Consider the following 16,507-nt stretch of genomic DNA (forward strand, 5'->3'; position numbering starts at 1 on the left):
ACGGGGTGGTCCTCCACGGCGGGCGCCTGTCAGCGGTCGAGGGCGGCGAGCGCGTCGACCGCTTTTCGGGCGGCGATGAGCACCGGATCCCAGACCGGCGCGTACGGCGGAGCGTAGCCCAGGTCCAGCTGTGTCATATCGTCCACCGTCATGCCGTTCCACAGCGCCACGGCCAGCGTGTCGATCCGTTTGGCCGCCTCGGACCAGCCGACGATCTGCGCGCCGAGCAACCGACCGCTGGGGCGCTCGGCGATCAGCTTGACAGTCATCGGCCGGGCGCCCGGGTAGTAGCCGGCCCGGTTGGTCGACTCGGCGATCACCGAGACGAATTCGAAGCCGGCGGCGGTAGCCTCCCGTTCGCGCAGGCCGGTCCGGCCCACCTCCAGGTCGCAGACCTTCGTGACAGCCGTGCCGATCACGCCGGTGAAGGTGGCGTACCCGCCGCCGATGTTGATCCCGGCGACCCGGCCCTGCTTGTTCGCGTGCGTGCCGAGCGGCACGTGCACAGGCAACCCGCTGACCCGGTGCAGGGTCTCCACGCAGTCACCGGCCGCCCAAACGCCGGGGTGCCCGGGCACCCGCATCCGGCGGTCCACGCGGATCGCGCCGGTCGGTCCGCGGGGCAGCCCGGCGGCCTTGGCGAGCGCCGTGTTGGGGCGTACGCCGAGGCCCAGGACCACGACGTCGGTCGGGATCGGCCCCTCTGCGGTGACCACTGCGGACACCCGGCCGTCCCGCTGTTCCAGGCCAGTCACCGGCAGGCTGGTGCGGATGGTGACGCCGAGGCCGCGCATGGCGTCGGTGACCAGCTCGGCCATCTCCGCGTCGACGGTTGCCATGGGCTGCTCGCCCGCCTCCACCAGGGTCACCGAGAGGCCGCGTTGGATCAGCGCCTCGGCGATCTCGACGCCGATGTACCCGCCGCCGACCACCACGGCCCGGCGCGGCTGCGGCTCGGCGTCCAGCCAGTGCCGTAGCGCCGCACCGTCGTCGAGGGTCTGCATGCCGAACACGCCGTCCGCGTCGGTGACCGCCCACTGCGGCTTCACCGGCACCGCGCCGGTGGCGTACACCAGGTCGTCGAAGCGTTCGCGGACCTCGCCGCCGCCCGTCAGGTCCCGGGCCACGACCTCGCGGCGTTCCAGGTCGATGGCCGTGACCTCGTGACGTATCCGGACGTCCATCGCGTACTCCGTGCGGAACGTCTCCGGGTCGCGGGCGATCAACGCCTCGGGGCCGGGCACCAGGCCACTGATCCAGTACGGGATGCCGCACGCCGAGTAGGAGGTGAAGTTGCCCCGTTCGAAGACCACGATCTCCAGGTCGCCACTGTCACGGCGGCGTCGGGCCTGGGACGCCGCCGACATTCCGGCGGCGTCCCCGCCGATGACGATCAGCCGTTGGGCCACGGGTTCATCCTGTCACGCCGTGATCAGCCGCGGGTCTGCCGTGCGACGTCCTGCACCACGTCGGTGAGTCGTCCGGTGCGCTCGAACACCGCGCGTTGCCGCGCCGCGCCGCTGCCCTCCCGGCGCAACCCACCCAGCAGGTCGGTCACCTCGGCCCAGTCGCCGTGCTGCTCCAGCGCCGGCCGCATCCGCTCGACGAACCGGTCCAACAGCTCCCAGGTCGGGCGCAGCTCACCGTTTGTGACGTCGACGGCTTCGCCTTCCAACCCGTCGTGGGCGGCCCGCCAGTGCGCGCCGACCAGCAGGTGGTGGTCGGTCTGCAACGCGGGCCGGCCGGCCTCGACGTCCGCCATGGCGGTGGCCACGAGTGCCCGGACCAGCGCGGCGACCAGCACCGCGTCGTCCACCGACGGGCAGACGTCGCCGATCCGCAGCTCCACCGTCGGGTACTTCGCCGACAGGCGTGCGTACCAGTAGAGCATCCCCTCGTCGAGCATCACGCCGCTGGAGATCAACTGGCGGATCAGCCGCTGGTAGTGCTCGTGCGACTCCAGGAACGGCGTCGGCGCCACCGACGGCCAGCGCTCCCATTCCACCGAGCGCCAACTGGCGTAGCCGGTGTCCTCGCCCCGGGAGAACGGCGAGTTGGTGGTCACCGCGTGCAGCATCGGCAGCCACGGCCGTACGTGGTTGAGCACCTGCACGCCGGTGTCCGGGTCGGGCACCCCGACGTGTACGTGCATGCCGTTGTTGCCGGGGCCGGGGACGAGCAGCCGGAACCGCTCGATCATCCGGTCGAAGCGGGGCTTGTCCACCACCGGCGGTACCGGGCCGTCCACCGGGCCGGTGCCGATGGCGAGCAGGCGTACGCCGGCCCGCTCGGCGGCGTCGGAGAGCGCCCGACGCAGGACGCCGAGGGAGTGCCGGATCGAGGAGAGCTCCAGGCCGGGCGGGCTGCCGATCTCGATCTGACTGGTCTGGAACTCCCGCTCCACCTGCCCGCGAAGTTCGGCCGGCACCTGCTCCATGACCAGGTCCACGGCCGGAACCGCGGCCCCGGTGTGCGGGTCGACGAGCAGGAACTCCTCCTCGACACCCACGGTGAGCAACCCGGTCGCCGCAGCCATGTCGCTGGGCGCCTCTGCCACCTGACCGGTCATCGACATCACCCGTCCGTTCCTACCGTTCGCGGTCCGTCCGCGTTGGTCCATCGTTGGTTACCCAACGTGGCGATGCCGGGAAACGTGGCGGCGACGCTCGTACTCGGGGCGGGCCGCGGGATTTGGCCGGGTGACGTGACAGCGGGTCCTATGCTGGGCCCGTGCCGGTGCTGCTGGGCTATGTCGGGGTCGCGTGGATGTCCGCGTTCGCCCAGCTCACGCTGCTCGCAGGTCGACCGGCCGACCTGCTGGCGGGCGCCGCGCTGACCGCCCTGGTGCTGCTCGCGGTGGTGCTGGCGGCCCGGGTGCACGACCGGGCGGGCGCGCCCGGTGCCGGGCCGCGGTGGGCCGGCCTGCGGGCCCGTTCCCGAAGTCGCCGAATGCCTCGCCAGATCGACCCGGATGCGGCCGGTCGTCCCCGTCCCCGTGCTCCGGGGCACCCCTCGGCCGCGTAGCGCCCCGCCGCCGCGCGGCCGATCCCGCCGTCACCGGCCCCCCTTGCTGAGCGGATAACGCCCGGGGGAGGGCCTCACCGGAATCGGACCGAGGGGTTTCCCATGCTTGCCTTCGCACCACTGCACGACGCTGTCGCCGCTGCCGGCAGCGCGCTGTCCTGGCTCACCGAGCTGCTCGAACCACTTGCCGGAGGCGGGGCGACCGCCGCCGCCATCGTTCTCTTCACCATCTCCGTCCGCCTGCTGATCTCGCCGCTGACCGTCGCGCAGGTCCGCGGCGAGCGGCGCCGCGCTGCGCTCGCCCCACAGGTGCGTGAGCTCCAGCAGCGGTACGCGGACGACCCGGCGACGCTTCAGCGCGAGGTGTTCGCGTTGTACCGGGAGGCCGGCGCGAACCCGATCGCCGGCTGCCTGCCGCTGCTCATCCAGGCGCCGTTCCTGCTGGTGCTGTACCGGTTGTTCAGCACCAGTGAGGGCGGCACCGGGTTGCTGGACGAGCGGTTGGCCGGCGTGCCACTGGGTCACCATCTCAGCGACGGGCTGGCCGGTGCGGCCGGACCGCTGTTCGGCGTGCTGCTTGTGGTGTTGCTGGCGGTGGCCTGGTGGTCGTCGCGGCGGGCTCGGCGGGCGTCGGCGGCGGTCGGCACGGTGGCGGGTACGCCGACCGAGGGGCCGGGGGCGGCCACGCTCGGCCGGCTGCTGCCCCTGCTGCCGTTCACGACAGTGCTGGTGGCGCTGGTGCTGCCGCTCGCCGCGGTGATCTACCTGGTGACCACGAGCGTGTGGTCGGCAGTTGAGCAGGCGGTGCTCCGCCGTCCGCAGGCGGTTCCGTCGCACCCTCTGGACAGAAACAGTTAACTGTCTTAATAATTGGCGGCAACGTTGACGTCCATAAATGCCCGTCCGGGCCCGGAGGGTCGCATGAAACGCTCCAGATCCCTCGTCCTGTCCCTCGTCGCCGCCCTCGCTGCGACACTCGGCGCGGCCTGGGTGGCGCTGCCCGCGTACGCAGCAGGCGCCACCGCCAGCTTCGTCAAGACCGCCGAGTGGGGCTCGGGTTGGGAGGGAAAGTACACAGTCACCAACGGCGGCAGCTCGACCATCAACGGCTGGAGCCTCGCCTTCGACCTGCCGTCCGGCACCACCCTCGGCAGCTACTGGGACGCGTTGCTCAGCTCATCCGGCCAGCGGCACACCTTCACCAACCGGTCCTGGAACGGCACCATCGCCCCGGGCGCGTCGGTTTCCTTCGGCTTCCTGGCCAGCGGCTCCGGCTCGCCGAGCGGCTGCCAGCTCAACGGCGCGTCCTGCGGCGGCACCCCACCCACCACGCCGCCACCCACCACGCCGCCACCCACCACGCCGCCACCGACGACGCCCCCGCCAACCACCCCGCCGCCGACCGACCCGCCCACCGGTGGGCTGCTGAAACACCTGCTCACCGGGTACTGGCACAACTTCGACAACCCGGCCGTCGAGCTGCGGCTGCGCGACGTCCCCGCCGAGTACGACCTGGTGGCTGTCGCCTTCGCCGAGGCCACCGCGACTCCCGGCGCGCTCACCTTCGGCGTCGACAGCGGGCTGGCCGCTTCGCTCGGCGGCTACACCGACGCGGACTTCACCGCCGACGTCCGCACCCTGCACAGCCGGGGCAAGCGGGTGATCCTCTCCGTCGGTGGTGAAACCGGCCGGGTCAGCGTGAACAACGCCGCCTCGGCCGCCGCGTTCGCCGACACGGCCGCCGCGTTGATCGCCCGGTACGGCTTCGACGGGATCGACATCGACCTGGAGAACGGGCTCAACCCGACGTACATGGCGCAGGCGCTGCGCGCGCTACGGGCCAAGATCGGGTCGGGGCTGATCATCGCGATGGCGCCGCAGACCATCGACATGCAGAACCCGGCCGGCGGCTACTTCAAGCTGGCGCTCGACATCAAGGACATCCTCACCGTCGTCAACACCCAGTACTACAACTCCGGCGCGATGCTCGGTTGCGACCAGAACGCCGCGTACGGCCAGGGCACCGTGAACTTCATCGTCGCGTTGGCCTGCATCCAGTTGGAGGCCGGGCTCCGCCCCGACCAGGTCGGCCTGGGCCTGCCCGCCGGAGCGGGGGCGGCCGGCGGCGGCATCGTCGCGCCCAGCGTGGTCAACGCCGCCCTGGACTGCCTGGCCCGGGGCACCAACTGCGGCAGCTTCCGCCCGCCGCGCACCTACCCCGGCATCCGGGGCGCGATGACCTGGTCGGTGAACTGGGACGTCAGCAACGGCAACGGCTTCGCCAACACTGTGGGCCCGCACCTGGACACCCTGCCCTGACCGCGCCCGCCGGCGTCCGGTCAGGACGCCGGCGGTAGGCGGTGACGTGGATCAGCGACCGCCGGTCACCGACCGCCGGTCGTCGCGACCCCGACGCTTGCGAACCTTGCGGATCACCCAACTGGCCACCATCACGACGAAGACCGCGACGATCGCGTAGTTGAACCAGTCGCTGTAGCGCTCGACATCCTGCCAACGGCTCCCGAGCGCGTAACCGGCCCCCACGATGAGACCGTTCCACACCCCGCTGCCGATTGTGGTGAGCAGGATGAACTCGCCCAACGGCATCCGGTTGGCCCCGGCCGGCACGGAAACCAGGCTGCGGACCACCGGCACCACCCGGCCGATCAGCACCGCCCACCGACCGTGCCGCTCGAACCACTTGTCGGCCTTCTCCAGGTCGTCGCTGTCCACCAACGGGATGTGGTCCAACCAGCGCTTGAGCCGTTCCTCGCCGAGCGCCGCGCCCAGCCAGTACAGCACCAACGCGCCGACGAGTGAGCCGACCGTCGCGGCCAGCACCACGAGGAAGACGTTGAACTCGCCCTCGTGCGCCAGGAAACCGGCGAGCGCCAGCACGATCTCACTGGGGATCGGCGGAACGATGCTCTCCAGCGCCACCAGCAGCGCCACTCCGACCGGGCCCATCACCTCGATCACCGAGGCCACCCAGCCGGTCAACCCGGTGAACTCGGACGGGTCGCCAGCCTGGGCGTACGCCATGGTCGTCCTTCCGGTCGGCGGTCGGGGATCGGAGGGTCATACCCACCGGGGCGCGAACTACACCTGCGCTCAGTGCTCCGGGTGCAGGGCGGTGTCCGCCGGCCCCTGCCGCCAACCGGTGAACACCACTGTCAGACCGGCGCGGGACGGCGCGCAGCAGAACGGGCCGGCGACAGCCTCGGCCGTCGGGTCCAGCGGGGCGAGCCGGACCAGCCGCCACGGCTCGTCGACGACCCGCGCGCGGACCGTCAGCGCGTCACCGGCCCGGCTGACCCGGACGGTCACCTCCCGGCCCGCCCAGTCCGGCACCGGCCCCACCGACCAGTCGGAGAACTCCCGGGTCACCACCGCGCCGAGCTGCGCCTCACCGTCGCTCACCTCGACACCGGCCTTGGTCCAGGTCCGTTCGTCCACGCGGACGAAGACACCGGCCTGGTCGAACTGCGCCGAGAAGTCGAGCCGGAAGCTCACCTCCATGGCGGTGCCCACCGGCAGCGGCGCCAGCAGGGCCGGGCCGTTGTCGTGGACGAAGCCGTAGCTGGTCCGCCGCCAGAAGTCGCTGTTCGCCGCCGGCTCGACGACCAACTCGCCGGCCGGGCCCTCCTCGACGCGTACCGGCGGATGCAGCCAACTGCCGCGGGACCAGTCCAACAGTTCGCTCGGCGGTACGAGGTCGATCTCCATGACCGGCACGGTAGCCCACCACGAGGTGTGGCCCGCCGGGTTGGTTTGCCGCGGTGATCGAACGGAGATGTTCCTTCGGCATGGGTGACCGTTGGTATTCCGAAGCCGTCGTCTACTGCCTCGACATCGACACGTACGCCGACTCTGACGGCGACGGGGTCGGTGACATCCGTGGGCTGATCGGGAGGCTGGACTACCTGGCCCGGCTCGGGGTGACCTGCCTGTGGCTGCACCCGATCCACCCGTCGCCCAACCGTGACGACGGCTACGACGCCACCGACTTCTACAACGTGGACCCGCGCTTCGGCACCCTGGGTGACTTCGCCGAGCTGCTGCACCAGGCGCAGAACCGGGGCATCCGCGTGATCATCGACCTGGTGGTCAACCACACCTCCGACGAGCACCCGTGGTTCCAGTCCGCCCGATCCTCGCCGGACTCGCCGTACCGGGACTGGTTCGTCTGGTCCGACACCGAGCCGGACGACAGGCACCAGGGCATGGTCTTCCCCGGCGAGCAGAAGGAGACCTGGAGCTACGACCGCACCGCAAAGGCGTGGTTCTACCACCGGTTCTACAAGTTCCAGCCGGACCTCAACTTCGCCAATCCGCAGGTCCGGGACGAGATCAAGAAAATCATGTCGTTCTGGCTCCAGCTCGGTGTCTCCGGTTTCCGGATGGACGCGGTGCCGTTCATCATCGAGCTGACCGAACCGGGCAACCCGAACTCCCCGAAGGACTTCGAGTTCCTCACCGAGATGCGCCAGCACGTCCAGTGGCGCCGCGGCGACGCAGTCCTTCTGGCCGAGGCGAACGTCGAGCCGGACCAGCTACCGACGTTCTTCGGCGACGCCAGCGGTTCCGGCAACCGGATCCACATGCTCTTCGACTTCATGCTCAACGGTCGACTCATGCTCGCCCTGGCCCGTGAGGACCCGGAGTCGCTGATCGAGGCGCTCCGCGACACCCCGAAGCTGCCCGTCGGCGGGCAGTGGGCCACCTTCCTGCGCAACCACGACGAGATCGACCTGTCCCGGCTGACCACCGAACAGCGCAACCAGGTGTACGCGAAGTTCGGCCCGGACGAGAACATGCGCATCTACGACCGGGGCATCCGTCGCCGGCTCGCTCCGATGCTCGGCAACGACCGGCGGCACATCGAGCTGGCGTACGCCCTCCAGTTCTCGATGCGCGGCACGCCGGTGCTGCGCTACGGCGAGGAGATCGGGATGGGCGAGGACCTGTCGCTGCCCGGTCGGGAGGCGATCCGTACCCCCATGCAGTGGTCGTACCAGCCGAATGCCGGCTTCTCCACGGCGGACCCGGAGAAGCTGGTCCGCCCGGTGATCGACAAGGGTGAGTTCGGCTACCAGAACGTCAACGTCACCGCCCAGCGCGGCGACGCCAAGTCGCTGCTCGCCTGGTTCGAGCGCATGATCCGTACGCTGCGGGAGGCTCCGGAGATCGGCTCCGGCTCGACGACCCACATCGACGTGGCGATGCCGGCCGGAGTGCTGGCGCACCGGGCCGACGGGCCGACCGGGACGATGGTCTTCGTGCACAACCTCAGCACCGACGACGTCGAGGTGGATCTCAGCAGCCTTGAGCCGGAGGCCGACCTGCCGATCGACGTGCTCGCCGATCGTGGCTACGGAGAGTTGGGCAAGCTCGGCGCGGTCAAGGTGTCCGGCCACGGATACCGGTGGATTCGCCTATGCCGAGGGTCGGCCTGTTGAGGTTAAGCTCCTCCGATCGACCCCAAGTTACCGGGAGGTAATCATGTCGGAGGAGTCCCGCGTCGCCATCGTCACCGGAGCCGCACGCGGCATCGGCGCGGCCACCGCCCGACGGCTGGCCGCCGACGGAATGGCCGTCGCCGTGGTCGACATCGAGGAGGCGGCCACCAAGGAGACGGTGGACGCCATCGCCGGTGCCGGTGGCCGGGCGCTCGGGGTGGGCGCGGACGTGTCCGACCGGGACCAGGTCGAGGCGGCGGTGACCCGGATCGCCGCCGAGTTGGGCGCGCCCACCGTGCTGGTCAACAACGCCGGTGTGCTCCGCGACAACCTGCTGTTCAAGATGACCAACGCCGACTGGGACACGGTGATGGGGGTGCACCTGCGCGGCGCGTTCCTGTTCAGCCAGGCCGCCCAGAAGCACATGGTGGACCGGAAGTGGGGGCGGATCGTCAACCTCTCCAGCACCTCCGCGCTGGGCAACCGGGGCCAGGCGAACTACGCCGCCGCCAAGGCCGGTCTGCAGGGCTTCACCAAGACGCTCGCCATCGAGCTGGGTCCGTTCGGGGTGACAGTGAACGCTGTCGCGCCCGGCTTCATCGTCACCGACATGACGGCGGCCACCGCCGCCCGGATGAAGGTCGACTTCGACGACTTCCAGAAGCACGCCGCCGCCGAGATCCCGGTCCGCCGCCCGGGCCGGCCGGAGGACGTCGCGCACACCATCTCGTTCCTGGCGAGCGAGGGCGCAGGCTTCGTCTCCGGTCAGGTCATCTACGTCGCGGGTGGCCCCCGGGACTGACCCCGTACTCCCGACGAGGGCGCTCCGGCAGGTGAGCCGGCGCCCTCGTCGCCGGGCCCACGCCCGGTCGGGCGGATGCGCGGCGGGTCAGGCGGGTCAGCGGGTGCGGCAGGTCAGGCGGGTGCGCGACGGGTGCGCCAAAGCCAGATCAGGCCGAGCACCGGCAGCACCAGTGGGATGTAGCCGTACCCGCTGCCGAACTGCGACCAGACCGTCTCGTCCGGGAAGAGGTCCTTGTCGACCAGGCTCAGAATGCCGACCGCGACCACCCCGACCAGCTCCACCGAGCAGCACGCCAGCGCGACCCGACGGCCGGTGTGCCCGGCGCGGGCCAACCCCACCGCCGCCACGATGTAGATGAGCGCGGCCACCCCGGAGAGCAGGTACGCCACCGGCGCCTCGTCGAACTTGGTGGCGATCTGCAAACCCGCCCGACTCGTCGCCGCGATGGCGAAGAGCAGGTAGACAGCGATCAACAGCCGACCCGGGCCGGAGTTCGTTCGCTGCCGAGCCGATCCTGCCTCAACCACCGAGCACCTCCCAGGTCTGCTGCAGGCGGACCACCACCACCGGGGTCACCAGGCAGACCGCGCACACGATCGCCGAGCCCCAGCGGGTCGGTTCCATCCGAGCCAGCACCCAGGCCAGTGGCGGCAGGCACACCAGCGTGACCAGGTAGCCGAAGAAGGCGCCAGGCTCGCCGGGCCGATCCCCGCCGCCGACCGCGACGAGCGCCAGCACGCTCAACACCAACAACGCCACTTCGAGTACGGCCAGACCGACGAACTGCATCCGGTCCGGCGGTCGGTGGCGTACCGCCGCCACCAGCGCCCACGCCGCGACGAGCAGTGACAGCACGATTGGCACTGTCGCGACGATCCCGTCCACCGGCGAATCGGCGCCCACGCTGGTCACCGGCACCACCCGGTCGTTGCCTCGGTCACCGGCCCAGCCTACTAACCGTCGTAGTAAAGGGCCGCGCTGCCTCTCCACGTGTGACGCGCAGGTCGAGGTACCCGCAGTTCCCGGTGCCCACCGGGCGTCAGTCGCCTGCTTGCAGCCAGTAGACGGAGACGGCCAGGAGCGGGTCCGGGCCGTCGTTCGTGATCTGGTGCGGCACACCGCTGTCGAACGCCGCGACGTCTCCGGCCCGCAACACCCTCGTCTGGTTGGCGAACGTCAAGGTGCCGGTCCCGGACACGATGATCCACACCTCGCGGGACCGGTGGACGTCGAGGTCGTTGGAGGTGTTCGGGGCCACCGACCAGCGAGCGACCTCGAACGGGGCGGGCGCCGTCGACGGAAACGGCAGCAGCGCGCGGTGCACGGGGCCGCCCTGGGTGAAGTCGTACCAGTGTTCAAACGTCACGACACCGCTGGTGATGATCGCTGGATTGGTGCTCTGCATGCCGTCGAGACTGCCTCGCCGCGGCTGCCGGGTCTGGCGGAGATCGGACCTGACGTTGCCGACAGCGGCCCGCTGGCGGTGCCGGCAGACCACGGGCGGACCGATGCGCCGACGGCCGGGCGGTCAGCTCGACCACCGACCCGGAAATGAAGGTGAGCTGCTTCGATTGGTCGAACCCGCCGCCGTCATGGCCGCCCGGGCGACTAGCGTGGATCACGTCCGTGGCGTTGTCGCGGTGCGGGGAAACAGCGGAGGTACACGTGCTGCGGTTCGGCTTGTTCGGCACCGGTCACTGGGCGATCGAGACGCACGGGAAGGCGCTGCACGCACATCCCGACGCGGAACTGGTAGGGGTGTGGGGTCGCAACCCGGAGCGGGCCTCCGCGCTGGCCGAGCGGTACGGGGTGCCCGCCTACGCCGACGTCGACGCGCTGATCGAGCAGTGCGAGGCGATCGCCGTCGCCCTGCCGCCGGACATCCAGGCCGACATCGCGGTCCGGGCCGCCCGCGCCGGCCGGCACCTGCTGCTGGACAAGCCGCTGGCGCTCAGCGTGGCCGACGCCGACCGCGTCGTGGCCGCCGCCGACGAGTCCGGGGTCGCCTCGGTCGTCTTCTTCACCCAGCGGTTCCAGCCGAACGTGACAGCGTTCCTCGCCGCCACCGCCGCCGCCGGGGGCTGGCAGCACGGCCGGACCACGGCGTTCGCCTCGATCTTCCAGGACGGCAGCCCGTACGGCGGCTCGTTGTGGCGTCGGGAGCACGGCGCGCTCTGGGACATCGCCCCGCACGCGCTCTCGATCCTCCTGCCGGTGCTGGGCCGGGTGACCCAGGTGGCGGCGATGGACGGACCGAGCGGGATGGTGCATCTGCTGCTCACCCACGAGGGCGGTGCCACGAGCAGCGCCTCGCTGTCCCTGGACGCCCCGACCGAGTCGATGGCCCGGGAGTTCGTGTTCTACGGCGAGAACGGCATCGAAAACGTCCCGTTCGGCGAGAACGACGCCGCCACCGCGTTCGGCGTCGCCATCGACCAGCTCGTCGAGCAGGTGCGGGCCGGCACCCGGGACCACCGCTGCGACGTCCGCTTCGGCCGCGAGGTCGTCAGCATCCTCGCCGCCGCCGAAACCGCCCGCACCGAATCCCGCACCATCCCCGTCCCCCTCCCCTGACGCCCACCCGCCGTTCCCGTTGATCATGAAGTTAGCGGCGCGACACGCCGTGGCGGATGGCAATAACTTCATGATCAACGGGGTCGGACCGGGGCCGGGTGGGTGGGGGTTAGGTGGGGGTGGAGAGGGCGGCGTTTAATTCGTCGGGGGAGTTGAACTGGTCGGGTGGTAGTGCCTGCAGCATCTGCAACATCGCTGTGCTGGCCCCGTTCTCCTGACCCCAGCGGATCAGGTCCTCCCGGGAGACCGGGTAGTCGAGCCCGGCCAGGTACTCCTGCAACTGAACCCCGGTGACGGTCATGCCGGCCGGCTACCCGCTCGCGGTGGTCGTACACCGGCTTGGTTGGGCCCACGACGGCCCGGCGGCCGGCGTGTCGGCCCGCGTTGCGCGCACGGTTTGCCGCAGCGGCGGCCGGGTAGCCGCTGGCATGCTGGTTCAGCGGCTCGGCGCGCCGAGCGATTTCGACCCGTTGCTGGAGCGCGTTCGGAACGCCAGGGTGGTGATGATCGGTGAGTCCACCCACGGCAGTTACGACTACTACCGGTTGCGCGAGCAGCTCACCCGCCGGTTGATCGCGGAGTGCGGTTTCTCCTTCGTCGCGGTGGAGGGTGACTGGCCCGACTGCGACCGGGTGCACCGTTCGGTGACCGCCTCGCCCGGCGGCGCGCTCGAACCGCAGCTCGCCCTCCACCAGTTTGAGCGATGGCCGACCTGGATGTGGGCCAATGCCGAGGTGGCCCGGTTCGCCAGTTGGTTGCGGGCCTGGAACGTGGAGCGGCCGGAGGAGCAGCGGGCCGGTTTCCACGGCCTCGACGTGTACAGCCTCTGGGAGTCGATGCAGGCGATCTTCGACTACCTGGGGGAGGAGGACCCGAAGTCGCTGGAGGCGGCGCAGGACGCGTACCGGTGTTTCGAGCCGTACGGCAAGAGGGTCGAGGAGTACGGCGCGGCCAGCCGCTTCGTCTCCGCCCGGTGCGAGGAGGAGGTCGTCCGGTTGCTCGCCCGGACCCGCGAACACGCCCTCTCCGATGGCCCGGACCGCTTCTCGGCCTGGCAGAACGCGGAGGTGGTGGCCGGCGCCGAGCGCTACTACCGGGCGATGGTGGCCGGCGGACCGGACTCGTGGAACATCCGCGACACCCACATGCAGGACACCCTGGACCGGCTGTTGGACCGCTACGGCCCCGACGCCCGGGGCATCGTCTGGGCGCACAACACGCACGTCGGGGATGCGCGGGCCACCGACATGGCCGCCGACGGGATGGTCAACATTGGCCAGTTGGCCCGGGAGCGGCACGGCGAGGACGCGGTGGCCCTGGTCGGCTTCGGCAGCTACCGGGGCACCGTGATCGCCGCACCACGCTGGGGTTCGCCGCCCGAGGCGATGGTGGTGCCCCCGGCTCGCGAGGGTTCGATCGAGCGGCGGTTGCACGAGCTGATGCCGGAGCGGGCGGTGCTGATCTTCGGCGGTGACGACCAGCCGGGCTGGGTCACCGAGACAGTGGACCACCGGGCGATCGGGGTCGTCTACGACCCGTCGTTCGAGTCCTGGGGCAACTACGTGCCCACCCGGCTCGGCGACCGCTATGACGCCTTCATCTGGTGCGACGACACCACGGCCCTGCACCCACTGCCGGTGCCAGCGGTCCCCGGCGAGATGGAGACCTACCCGGCCGGCGTCTGACGCAGTGCCTGATGGCGTCGATCATGGAGTTGTGGTGCTGGACGAAGGCCTCTGATCGGGGCACGACGGGCACCACAACTCCATGATCGACCGGGGTGGTGCGGGTCAGACGTGCGTGGGCGTGCGGTCTTCGAGGTGGGTCCGCAGGCCCTCGCCCTCGATGTCCACGTTGGGCAGGACGCGGTTGAGCCAGCGCGGCAGCCACCAGGCGCGGTCGCCGAGCAGCGACATCACCGCCGGGACGATTGTCATCCGGACCACGAACGCGTCGATGGCGACGCCGATGGCGAGCGCGAAGCCCATCGACTTGATCACCGGGTCCTCCAGGAAGACGAAGCCCCCGAAGACCGAGATCATGATCAGCGCGGCGGCCGTGACCACCCGTGCGCCGTGCCCCATGCCGCTGATGGTGGCCTGTCGGGCGGTCTCACCGTGGACGAAGTCCTCCCGCATCCGGGAGACCAGGAACACCTCGTAGTCCATGGCGAGCCCGAACAGGATGCCGATGAGCAGGATCGGCAGGAAGCTGATCAGCGGGCCGGGCGTGTCCAGGCCGACGAGGTCGGCGAGGTGTCCCTGCTGGAAGACGGCCACCGTGATGCCGAACGTGGCGGCGACGGTGAGCAGGAAGCCCAGGGCTGCCTTGATCGGCACCAGCAGCGAACGGAACACCAGCATCAGCAGCAGCACCGAGAGGCCGACCACCAGCAGCAGGTAGATCGGTAGCGCGTCGGAGAGCTTCTCGGATACGTCGATGCCGATGGCGGTGACGCCGGTGAGCAGCACGTCCGCGTCCGGGATTCCGCTCACCGCGCCACGGATGTCGTGCACCAGGGTCTCGGTGGCCTCGTCGGTCGGGCCGGTCTTCGGGACCACGCCGAGCAGCGCGGTCCGGCCGTCCGGACTGAGCTGGGGCGGCGCCACCGCGAGGACGTTCTCGGTGCGCTGGAGCAGGGCGGTGACCTGCGGCACGGCGGCCGAGGTGGCCTGTGGGGTGTCACCGGCGACCACCACCGCGAGCCGGCCGGTAAAGCCAGCCCCGAAGCCCTCGACGGTCAGGTCGTTCGCCACCCGGGCGGGTGAGCCGACGGCGGCCGTCGCTGCGCCCGGCAGGGCCAGCCGCATGTCCGGCGTGGGCAGCGCGAGCAGCCCCAGGCCGAGCAGGCCGACCAGGATGACCGGTACGCGGAACCTGGTGACCAGTCGCGCCCAGCGGAAACCGAACCGGTTGCGCTCCTCGGTCGTGGTCGTGACCGCGGCGGGCCGGTCGGTGACGTCCGAGTCGTCCTCGTCAGCGACGGTGCCGTCAGCGACGGTGCCGTCGGTGGGAACGGAGCGCAGCCGGCGGGGGAGCACCCGGCGACCGGCGAAGCCGAGCAGCGCCGGCTGGAGGGTGATGGCGACCAGCACGGCGACGGTGACAGTGCCGGCGGCGGCGAGACCCATCACGGTGAGGAACGGGATGTCGACCACGGCGAGCCCGGCCAGGGCGATGACCACTGTGGCGCCGGCGAAGACCACTGCCGAGCCGGCGGTACCCACGGCCCGGCCGACCGCCTCCTCCGGGGACAGGCCGTCGAGCAGGTTCTGCCGGTGTCGGGAGGTGATGAAGAGTGAGTAGTCGATGCCGACAGCGAGACCGAGCATCAGCGCCAGGATCGGCGCGGTGCTGGTGAGCTGGACGGCGCCGCTCAGCGCGAACAGTCCGGCCATGCCGGCGCCCACGCCGATCAGCGCGTTGAGCATCGTCATGCCGGCGGCGACCAGGGAACCGAACGTGATGATCAGGACGATCGCGGCGACAAGCACGCCGAGCGCCTCGGTGGAGCCGATCTCCGGCTCGCCGCCGAGCACCTCACCGCCGGGGGCGACCTGCCAGCCCTGCGCCTTGGCCGCCGCGCCAACCTGTTCGTACGCGGTGCGCTGCTCGTCGGTCACGTCGTCCCCGCCAGTGGCGAACTGGACCTGGACCAGCGCGTACCGGCCGTTGGGTGAGACCGCGCCGACCTGGAGCGGGTTGACCGCGCCGACCACGCCGGGCAGTGCCGAGGCCTGCTGGACGAGCTCCTGCACCACTGCCTGACCCTGCGGGGTGGCCAGTTGGCCGTCGGCGGGCGCCTTGACCGCGATGGTGCCGGTGGCGCCGCTGGCTGCGGGGAACTGGTCGGCCAGCAGGTCGAGCGCGCGCTGGCTTTCGGTGCCGGGCATGGTGAAGTTGCTCGCCGTCGGGCCGCGCAGGGTCGCCGCGGCCAGGCCGGCGACGACGAGTACGACGAGCCAGAGCGCGACGACGAGCCGTCGCCGGCGCAACGCGCCCCGGCCGAGCCGGTAGAGCAGGGTGGCCATCAGGAGTCCTTGTCCTCGGTCGTGGGTGGATGGGGCAGTGGTGCGTCGACGGGTTCGACGGCCCGCCGGGCGAGGGTGAGCAGGCCGAGTCGCAGTTCGTCGTCGGGGATGTCGGCGAACTCGGCGCACGCCTCGGAGATGCCAGCGAGCAGGACCAGCGCGGCGATCCGGGCGCCCGGCCGGTCGGAGTGCCCGGCCAACGCGTCCCGCAGCCGGTCGGAGATCTCCTGGATGTGCGCGAAGGCCGGCTGGCACAGCAGCTCCGGGAACTCGCCGCGCAGTACCGCGATCTCCTGCCGGAACCGGACCGCGAGGTCGACGAAGCCCTGTGCGGCGACCTCCTGGGCGGCCGCTCCGGTCAGGCCGTTGAGCTGGTCGTCGAGGTTGCGGAGCACAGCGATCGCGGGTGCCATCAGTTCGGCGAGCAGGGCTTCCTTGTTGGCGAAGTGGTAGAGCACCGTGGCCTTGGAACAGCCGACCTCCCGGGCGATGTCCTGCAGGGAGGTGCCCCGGTAGCCGCTCACAGTGAACTGCCGCGCCGCGGCGGCGAGGATCTCGCCGTGCGTGTCGGGTACCGCTCTGACCATGCCGGTCCACCTCCCGCAGACCAGCAT

General features: G+C 70.9%; 17 protein-coding genes. 7 read left to right on the top strand and 10 right to left on the bottom strand.

Annotated elements, in window-relative coordinates; translation table 11 throughout:
• Positions 1-29: 29 nt before the first annotated feature.
• Together AB0B98_RS24445 and AB0B98_RS24450 are read right to left on the bottom strand one after the other, a co-directional pair.
• Entirely contained in the window at positions 30-1,409 is a 1,380-nt protein-coding gene (locus AB0B98_RS24445) for an FAD-dependent oxidoreductase (RefSeq protein ID WP_357365547.1), read from the bottom strand.
• 23 nt (positions 1,410-1,432) lie between these two features.
• Positions 1,433-2,569: a glutamate--cysteine ligase gene (locus AB0B98_RS24450; protein ID WP_357365549.1), complete on the bottom strand. Its 1,137-nt coding sequence runs from the start codon at positions 2,567-2,569 to the stop codon at positions 1,433-1,435.
• Positions 2,570-2,730: 161 nt separating this feature from the next.
• On the opposite strand from AB0B98_RS24450, the gene AB0B98_RS24455 reads away from it, so the two are divergent.
• The 3 genes from AB0B98_RS24455 to AB0B98_RS24465 all read left to right on the top strand — a co-directional run bounded on the left by AB0B98_RS24455 (position 2,731) and on the right by AB0B98_RS24465 (position 5,343).
• On the top strand, positions 2,731-3,024 hold the full coding sequence (locus AB0B98_RS24455; RefSeq protein WP_238670574.1) for a DUF6412 domain-containing protein: 294 nt from the start codon (positions 2,731-2,733) through the stop codon (positions 3,022-3,024).
• Positions 3,025-3,126: 102 nt separating this feature from the next.
• Positions 3,127-3,882 carry a membrane protein insertase YidC gene (yidC, locus tag AB0B98_RS24460; protein WP_357365551.1) on the top strand — a complete coding sequence of 252 codons (756 nt, stop codon included), beginning with the start codon at positions 3,127-3,129 and terminating at the stop codon, positions 3,880-3,882.
• Between the two features lie 63 nt (positions 3,883-3,945).
• Positions 3,946-5,343 (top strand): cellulose binding domain-containing protein, encoded by a 1,398-nt coding sequence (locus AB0B98_RS24465; RefSeq protein WP_357365553.1) that lies wholly within the window; start codon positions 3,946-3,948, stop codon positions 5,341-5,343.
• 51 nt (positions 5,344-5,394) lie between these two features.
• Here the strand turns inward: AB0B98_RS24465 and AB0B98_RS24470 are convergent, their stop codons facing one another.
• Complete coding sequence (locus AB0B98_RS24470) at positions 5,395-6,066, bottom strand: DedA family protein (protein WP_357365555.1); 672 nt, start codon at positions 6,064-6,066, stop codon at positions 5,395-5,397.
• 69 nt (positions 6,067-6,135) lie between these two features.
• Positions 6,136-6,750, bottom strand: coding sequence for a DUF1349 domain-containing protein (locus tag AB0B98_RS24475; RefSeq protein WP_357365557.1), 615 nt, complete (start codon positions 6,748-6,750; stop codon positions 6,136-6,138).
• Positions 6,751-6,830: 80 nt separating this feature from the next.
• Between AB0B98_RS24475 and AB0B98_RS24480 the strand changes: the two genes are divergently transcribed.
• Both AB0B98_RS24480 and fabG read left to right on the top strand, forming a co-directional pair.
• Positions 6,831-8,483: an alpha-amylase family protein gene (locus AB0B98_RS24480; protein WP_357365639.1), complete on the top strand. Its 1,653-nt coding sequence runs from the start codon at positions 6,831-6,833 to the stop codon at positions 8,481-8,483.
• A gap of 43 nt (positions 8,484-8,526) precedes the next feature.
• On the top strand, positions 8,527-9,285 hold the full coding sequence (gene fabG, locus AB0B98_RS24485) for a 3-oxoacyl-ACP reductase FabG (protein ID WP_357365559.1): 759 nt from the start codon (positions 8,527-8,529) through the stop codon (positions 9,283-9,285).
• Between the two features lie 113 nt (positions 9,286-9,398).
• Here the strand turns inward: fabG and AB0B98_RS24490 are convergent, their stop codons facing one another.
• The 3 genes from AB0B98_RS24490 to AB0B98_RS24500 all read right to left on the bottom strand — a co-directional run bounded on the left by AB0B98_RS24490 (position 9,399) and on the right by AB0B98_RS24500 (position 10,693).
• The gene (locus AB0B98_RS24490) at positions 9,399-9,815 is read right to left on the bottom strand and encodes a hypothetical protein (protein ID WP_357365561.1); all 417 of its coding nucleotides are present in this window, start codon (positions 9,813-9,815) and stop codon (positions 9,399-9,401) included.
• Positions 9,808-10,200: a hypothetical protein gene (locus AB0B98_RS24495; protein ID WP_357365563.1), complete on the bottom strand. Its 393-nt coding sequence runs from the start codon at positions 10,198-10,200 to the stop codon at positions 9,808-9,810. Before AB0B98_RS24495 ends, AB0B98_RS24490 begins: the two co-directional genes overlap by 8 nt.
• Before the next feature lie 127 nt (positions 10,201-10,327).
• Entirely contained in the window at positions 10,328-10,693 is a 366-nt protein-coding gene (locus tag AB0B98_RS24500; RefSeq protein WP_357365565.1) for a cupin domain-containing protein, read from the bottom strand.
• Positions 10,694-10,953: 260 nt separating this feature from the next.
• On the opposite strand from AB0B98_RS24500, the gene AB0B98_RS24505 reads away from it, so the two are divergent.
• On the top strand, positions 10,954-11,862 hold the full coding sequence (locus AB0B98_RS24505; RefSeq protein WP_357365567.1) for a Gfo/Idh/MocA family oxidoreductase: 909 nt from the start codon (positions 10,954-10,956) through the stop codon (positions 11,860-11,862).
• Positions 11,863-11,971: 109 nt separating this feature from the next.
• Here the strand turns inward: AB0B98_RS24505 and AB0B98_RS24510 are convergent, their stop codons facing one another.
• Positions 11,972-12,163 carry a DUF2795 domain-containing protein gene (locus tag AB0B98_RS24510; protein ID WP_238670564.1) on the bottom strand — a complete coding sequence of 64 codons (192 nt, stop codon included), beginning with the start codon at positions 12,161-12,163 and terminating at the stop codon, positions 11,972-11,974.
• Between the two features lie 127 nt (positions 12,164-12,290).
• Here AB0B98_RS24510 and AB0B98_RS24515 point away from each other — a divergent pair, with 127 nt between their 5' ends.
• On the top strand, positions 12,291-13,547 hold the full coding sequence (locus tag AB0B98_RS24515) for an erythromycin esterase family protein (RefSeq protein WP_357365568.1): 1,257 nt from the start codon (positions 12,291-12,293) through the stop codon (positions 13,545-13,547).
• A gap of 105 nt (positions 13,548-13,652) precedes the next feature.
• Here the strand turns inward: AB0B98_RS24515 and AB0B98_RS24520 are convergent, their stop codons facing one another.
• Complete coding sequence (locus AB0B98_RS24520; RefSeq protein WP_357365569.1) at positions 13,653-15,893, bottom strand: MMPL family transporter; 2,241 nt, start codon at positions 15,891-15,893, stop codon at positions 13,653-13,655.
• On the bottom strand, positions 15,893-16,480 hold the full coding sequence (locus AB0B98_RS24525; RefSeq protein WP_238670561.1) for a TetR/AcrR family transcriptional regulator: 588 nt from the start codon (positions 16,478-16,480) through the stop codon (positions 15,893-15,895). The genes AB0B98_RS24520 and AB0B98_RS24525 overlap by 1 nt, the downstream gene beginning before the upstream one ends.
• Positions 16,481-16,507: the final 27 nt, after the last annotated feature.

The organism is Micromonospora sp. NPDC048947 (assembly GCF_040649495.1).
GTDB lineage: Bacteria > Actinomycetota > Actinomycetes > Mycobacteriales > Micromonosporaceae > Micromonospora > Micromonospora alfalfae.

Coding starts and splice junctions, on each gene's coding strand:
- AB0B98_RS24450 (WP_357365549.1), bottom strand. CDS start 2,569: ATGACCGGTCAGGTGGCAGAGGCGCCCAGCGACATGGCTGCGGCGACC.
- yidC (WP_357365551.1), top strand. CDS start 3,127: ATGCTTGCCTTCGCACCACTGCACGACGCTGTCGCCGCTGCCGGCAGC.
- AB0B98_RS24465 (WP_357365553.1), top strand. CDS start 3,946: ATGAAACGCTCCAGATCCCTCGTCCTGTCCCTCGTCGCCGCCCTCGCT.
- AB0B98_RS24470 (WP_357365555.1), bottom strand. CDS start 6,066: ATGGCGTACGCCCAGGCTGGCGACCCGTCCGAGTTCACCGGGTTGACC.
- AB0B98_RS24475 (WP_357365557.1), bottom strand. CDS start 6,750: ATGGAGATCGACCTCGTACCGCCGAGCGAACTGTTGGACTGGTCCCGC.
- AB0B98_RS24480 (WP_357365639.1), top strand. CDS start 6,831: ATGGGTGACCGTTGGTATTCCGAAGCCGTCGTCTACTGCCTCGACATC.
- fabG (WP_357365559.1), top strand. CDS start 8,527: ATGTCGGAGGAGTCCCGCGTCGCCATCGTCACCGGAGCCGCACGCGGC.
- AB0B98_RS24500 (WP_357365565.1), bottom strand. CDS start 10,693: ATGCAGAGCACCAATCCAGCGATCATCACCAGCGGTGTCGTGACGTTT.
- AB0B98_RS24510 (WP_238670564.1), bottom strand. CDS start 12,163: ATGACCGTCACCGGGGTTCAGTTGCAGGAGTACCTGGCCGGGCTCGAC.
- AB0B98_RS24515 (WP_357365568.1), top strand. CDS start 12,291: ATGCTGGTTCAGCGGCTCGGCGCGCCGAGCGATTTCGACCCGTTGCTG.
- AB0B98_RS24520 (WP_357365569.1), bottom strand. CDS start 15,893: ATGGCCACCCTGCTCTACCGGCTCGGCCGGGGCGCGTTGCGCCGGCGA.
- AB0B98_RS24525 (WP_238670561.1), bottom strand. CDS start 16,480: ATGGTCAGAGCGGTACCCGACACGCACGGCGAGATCCTCGCCGCCGCG.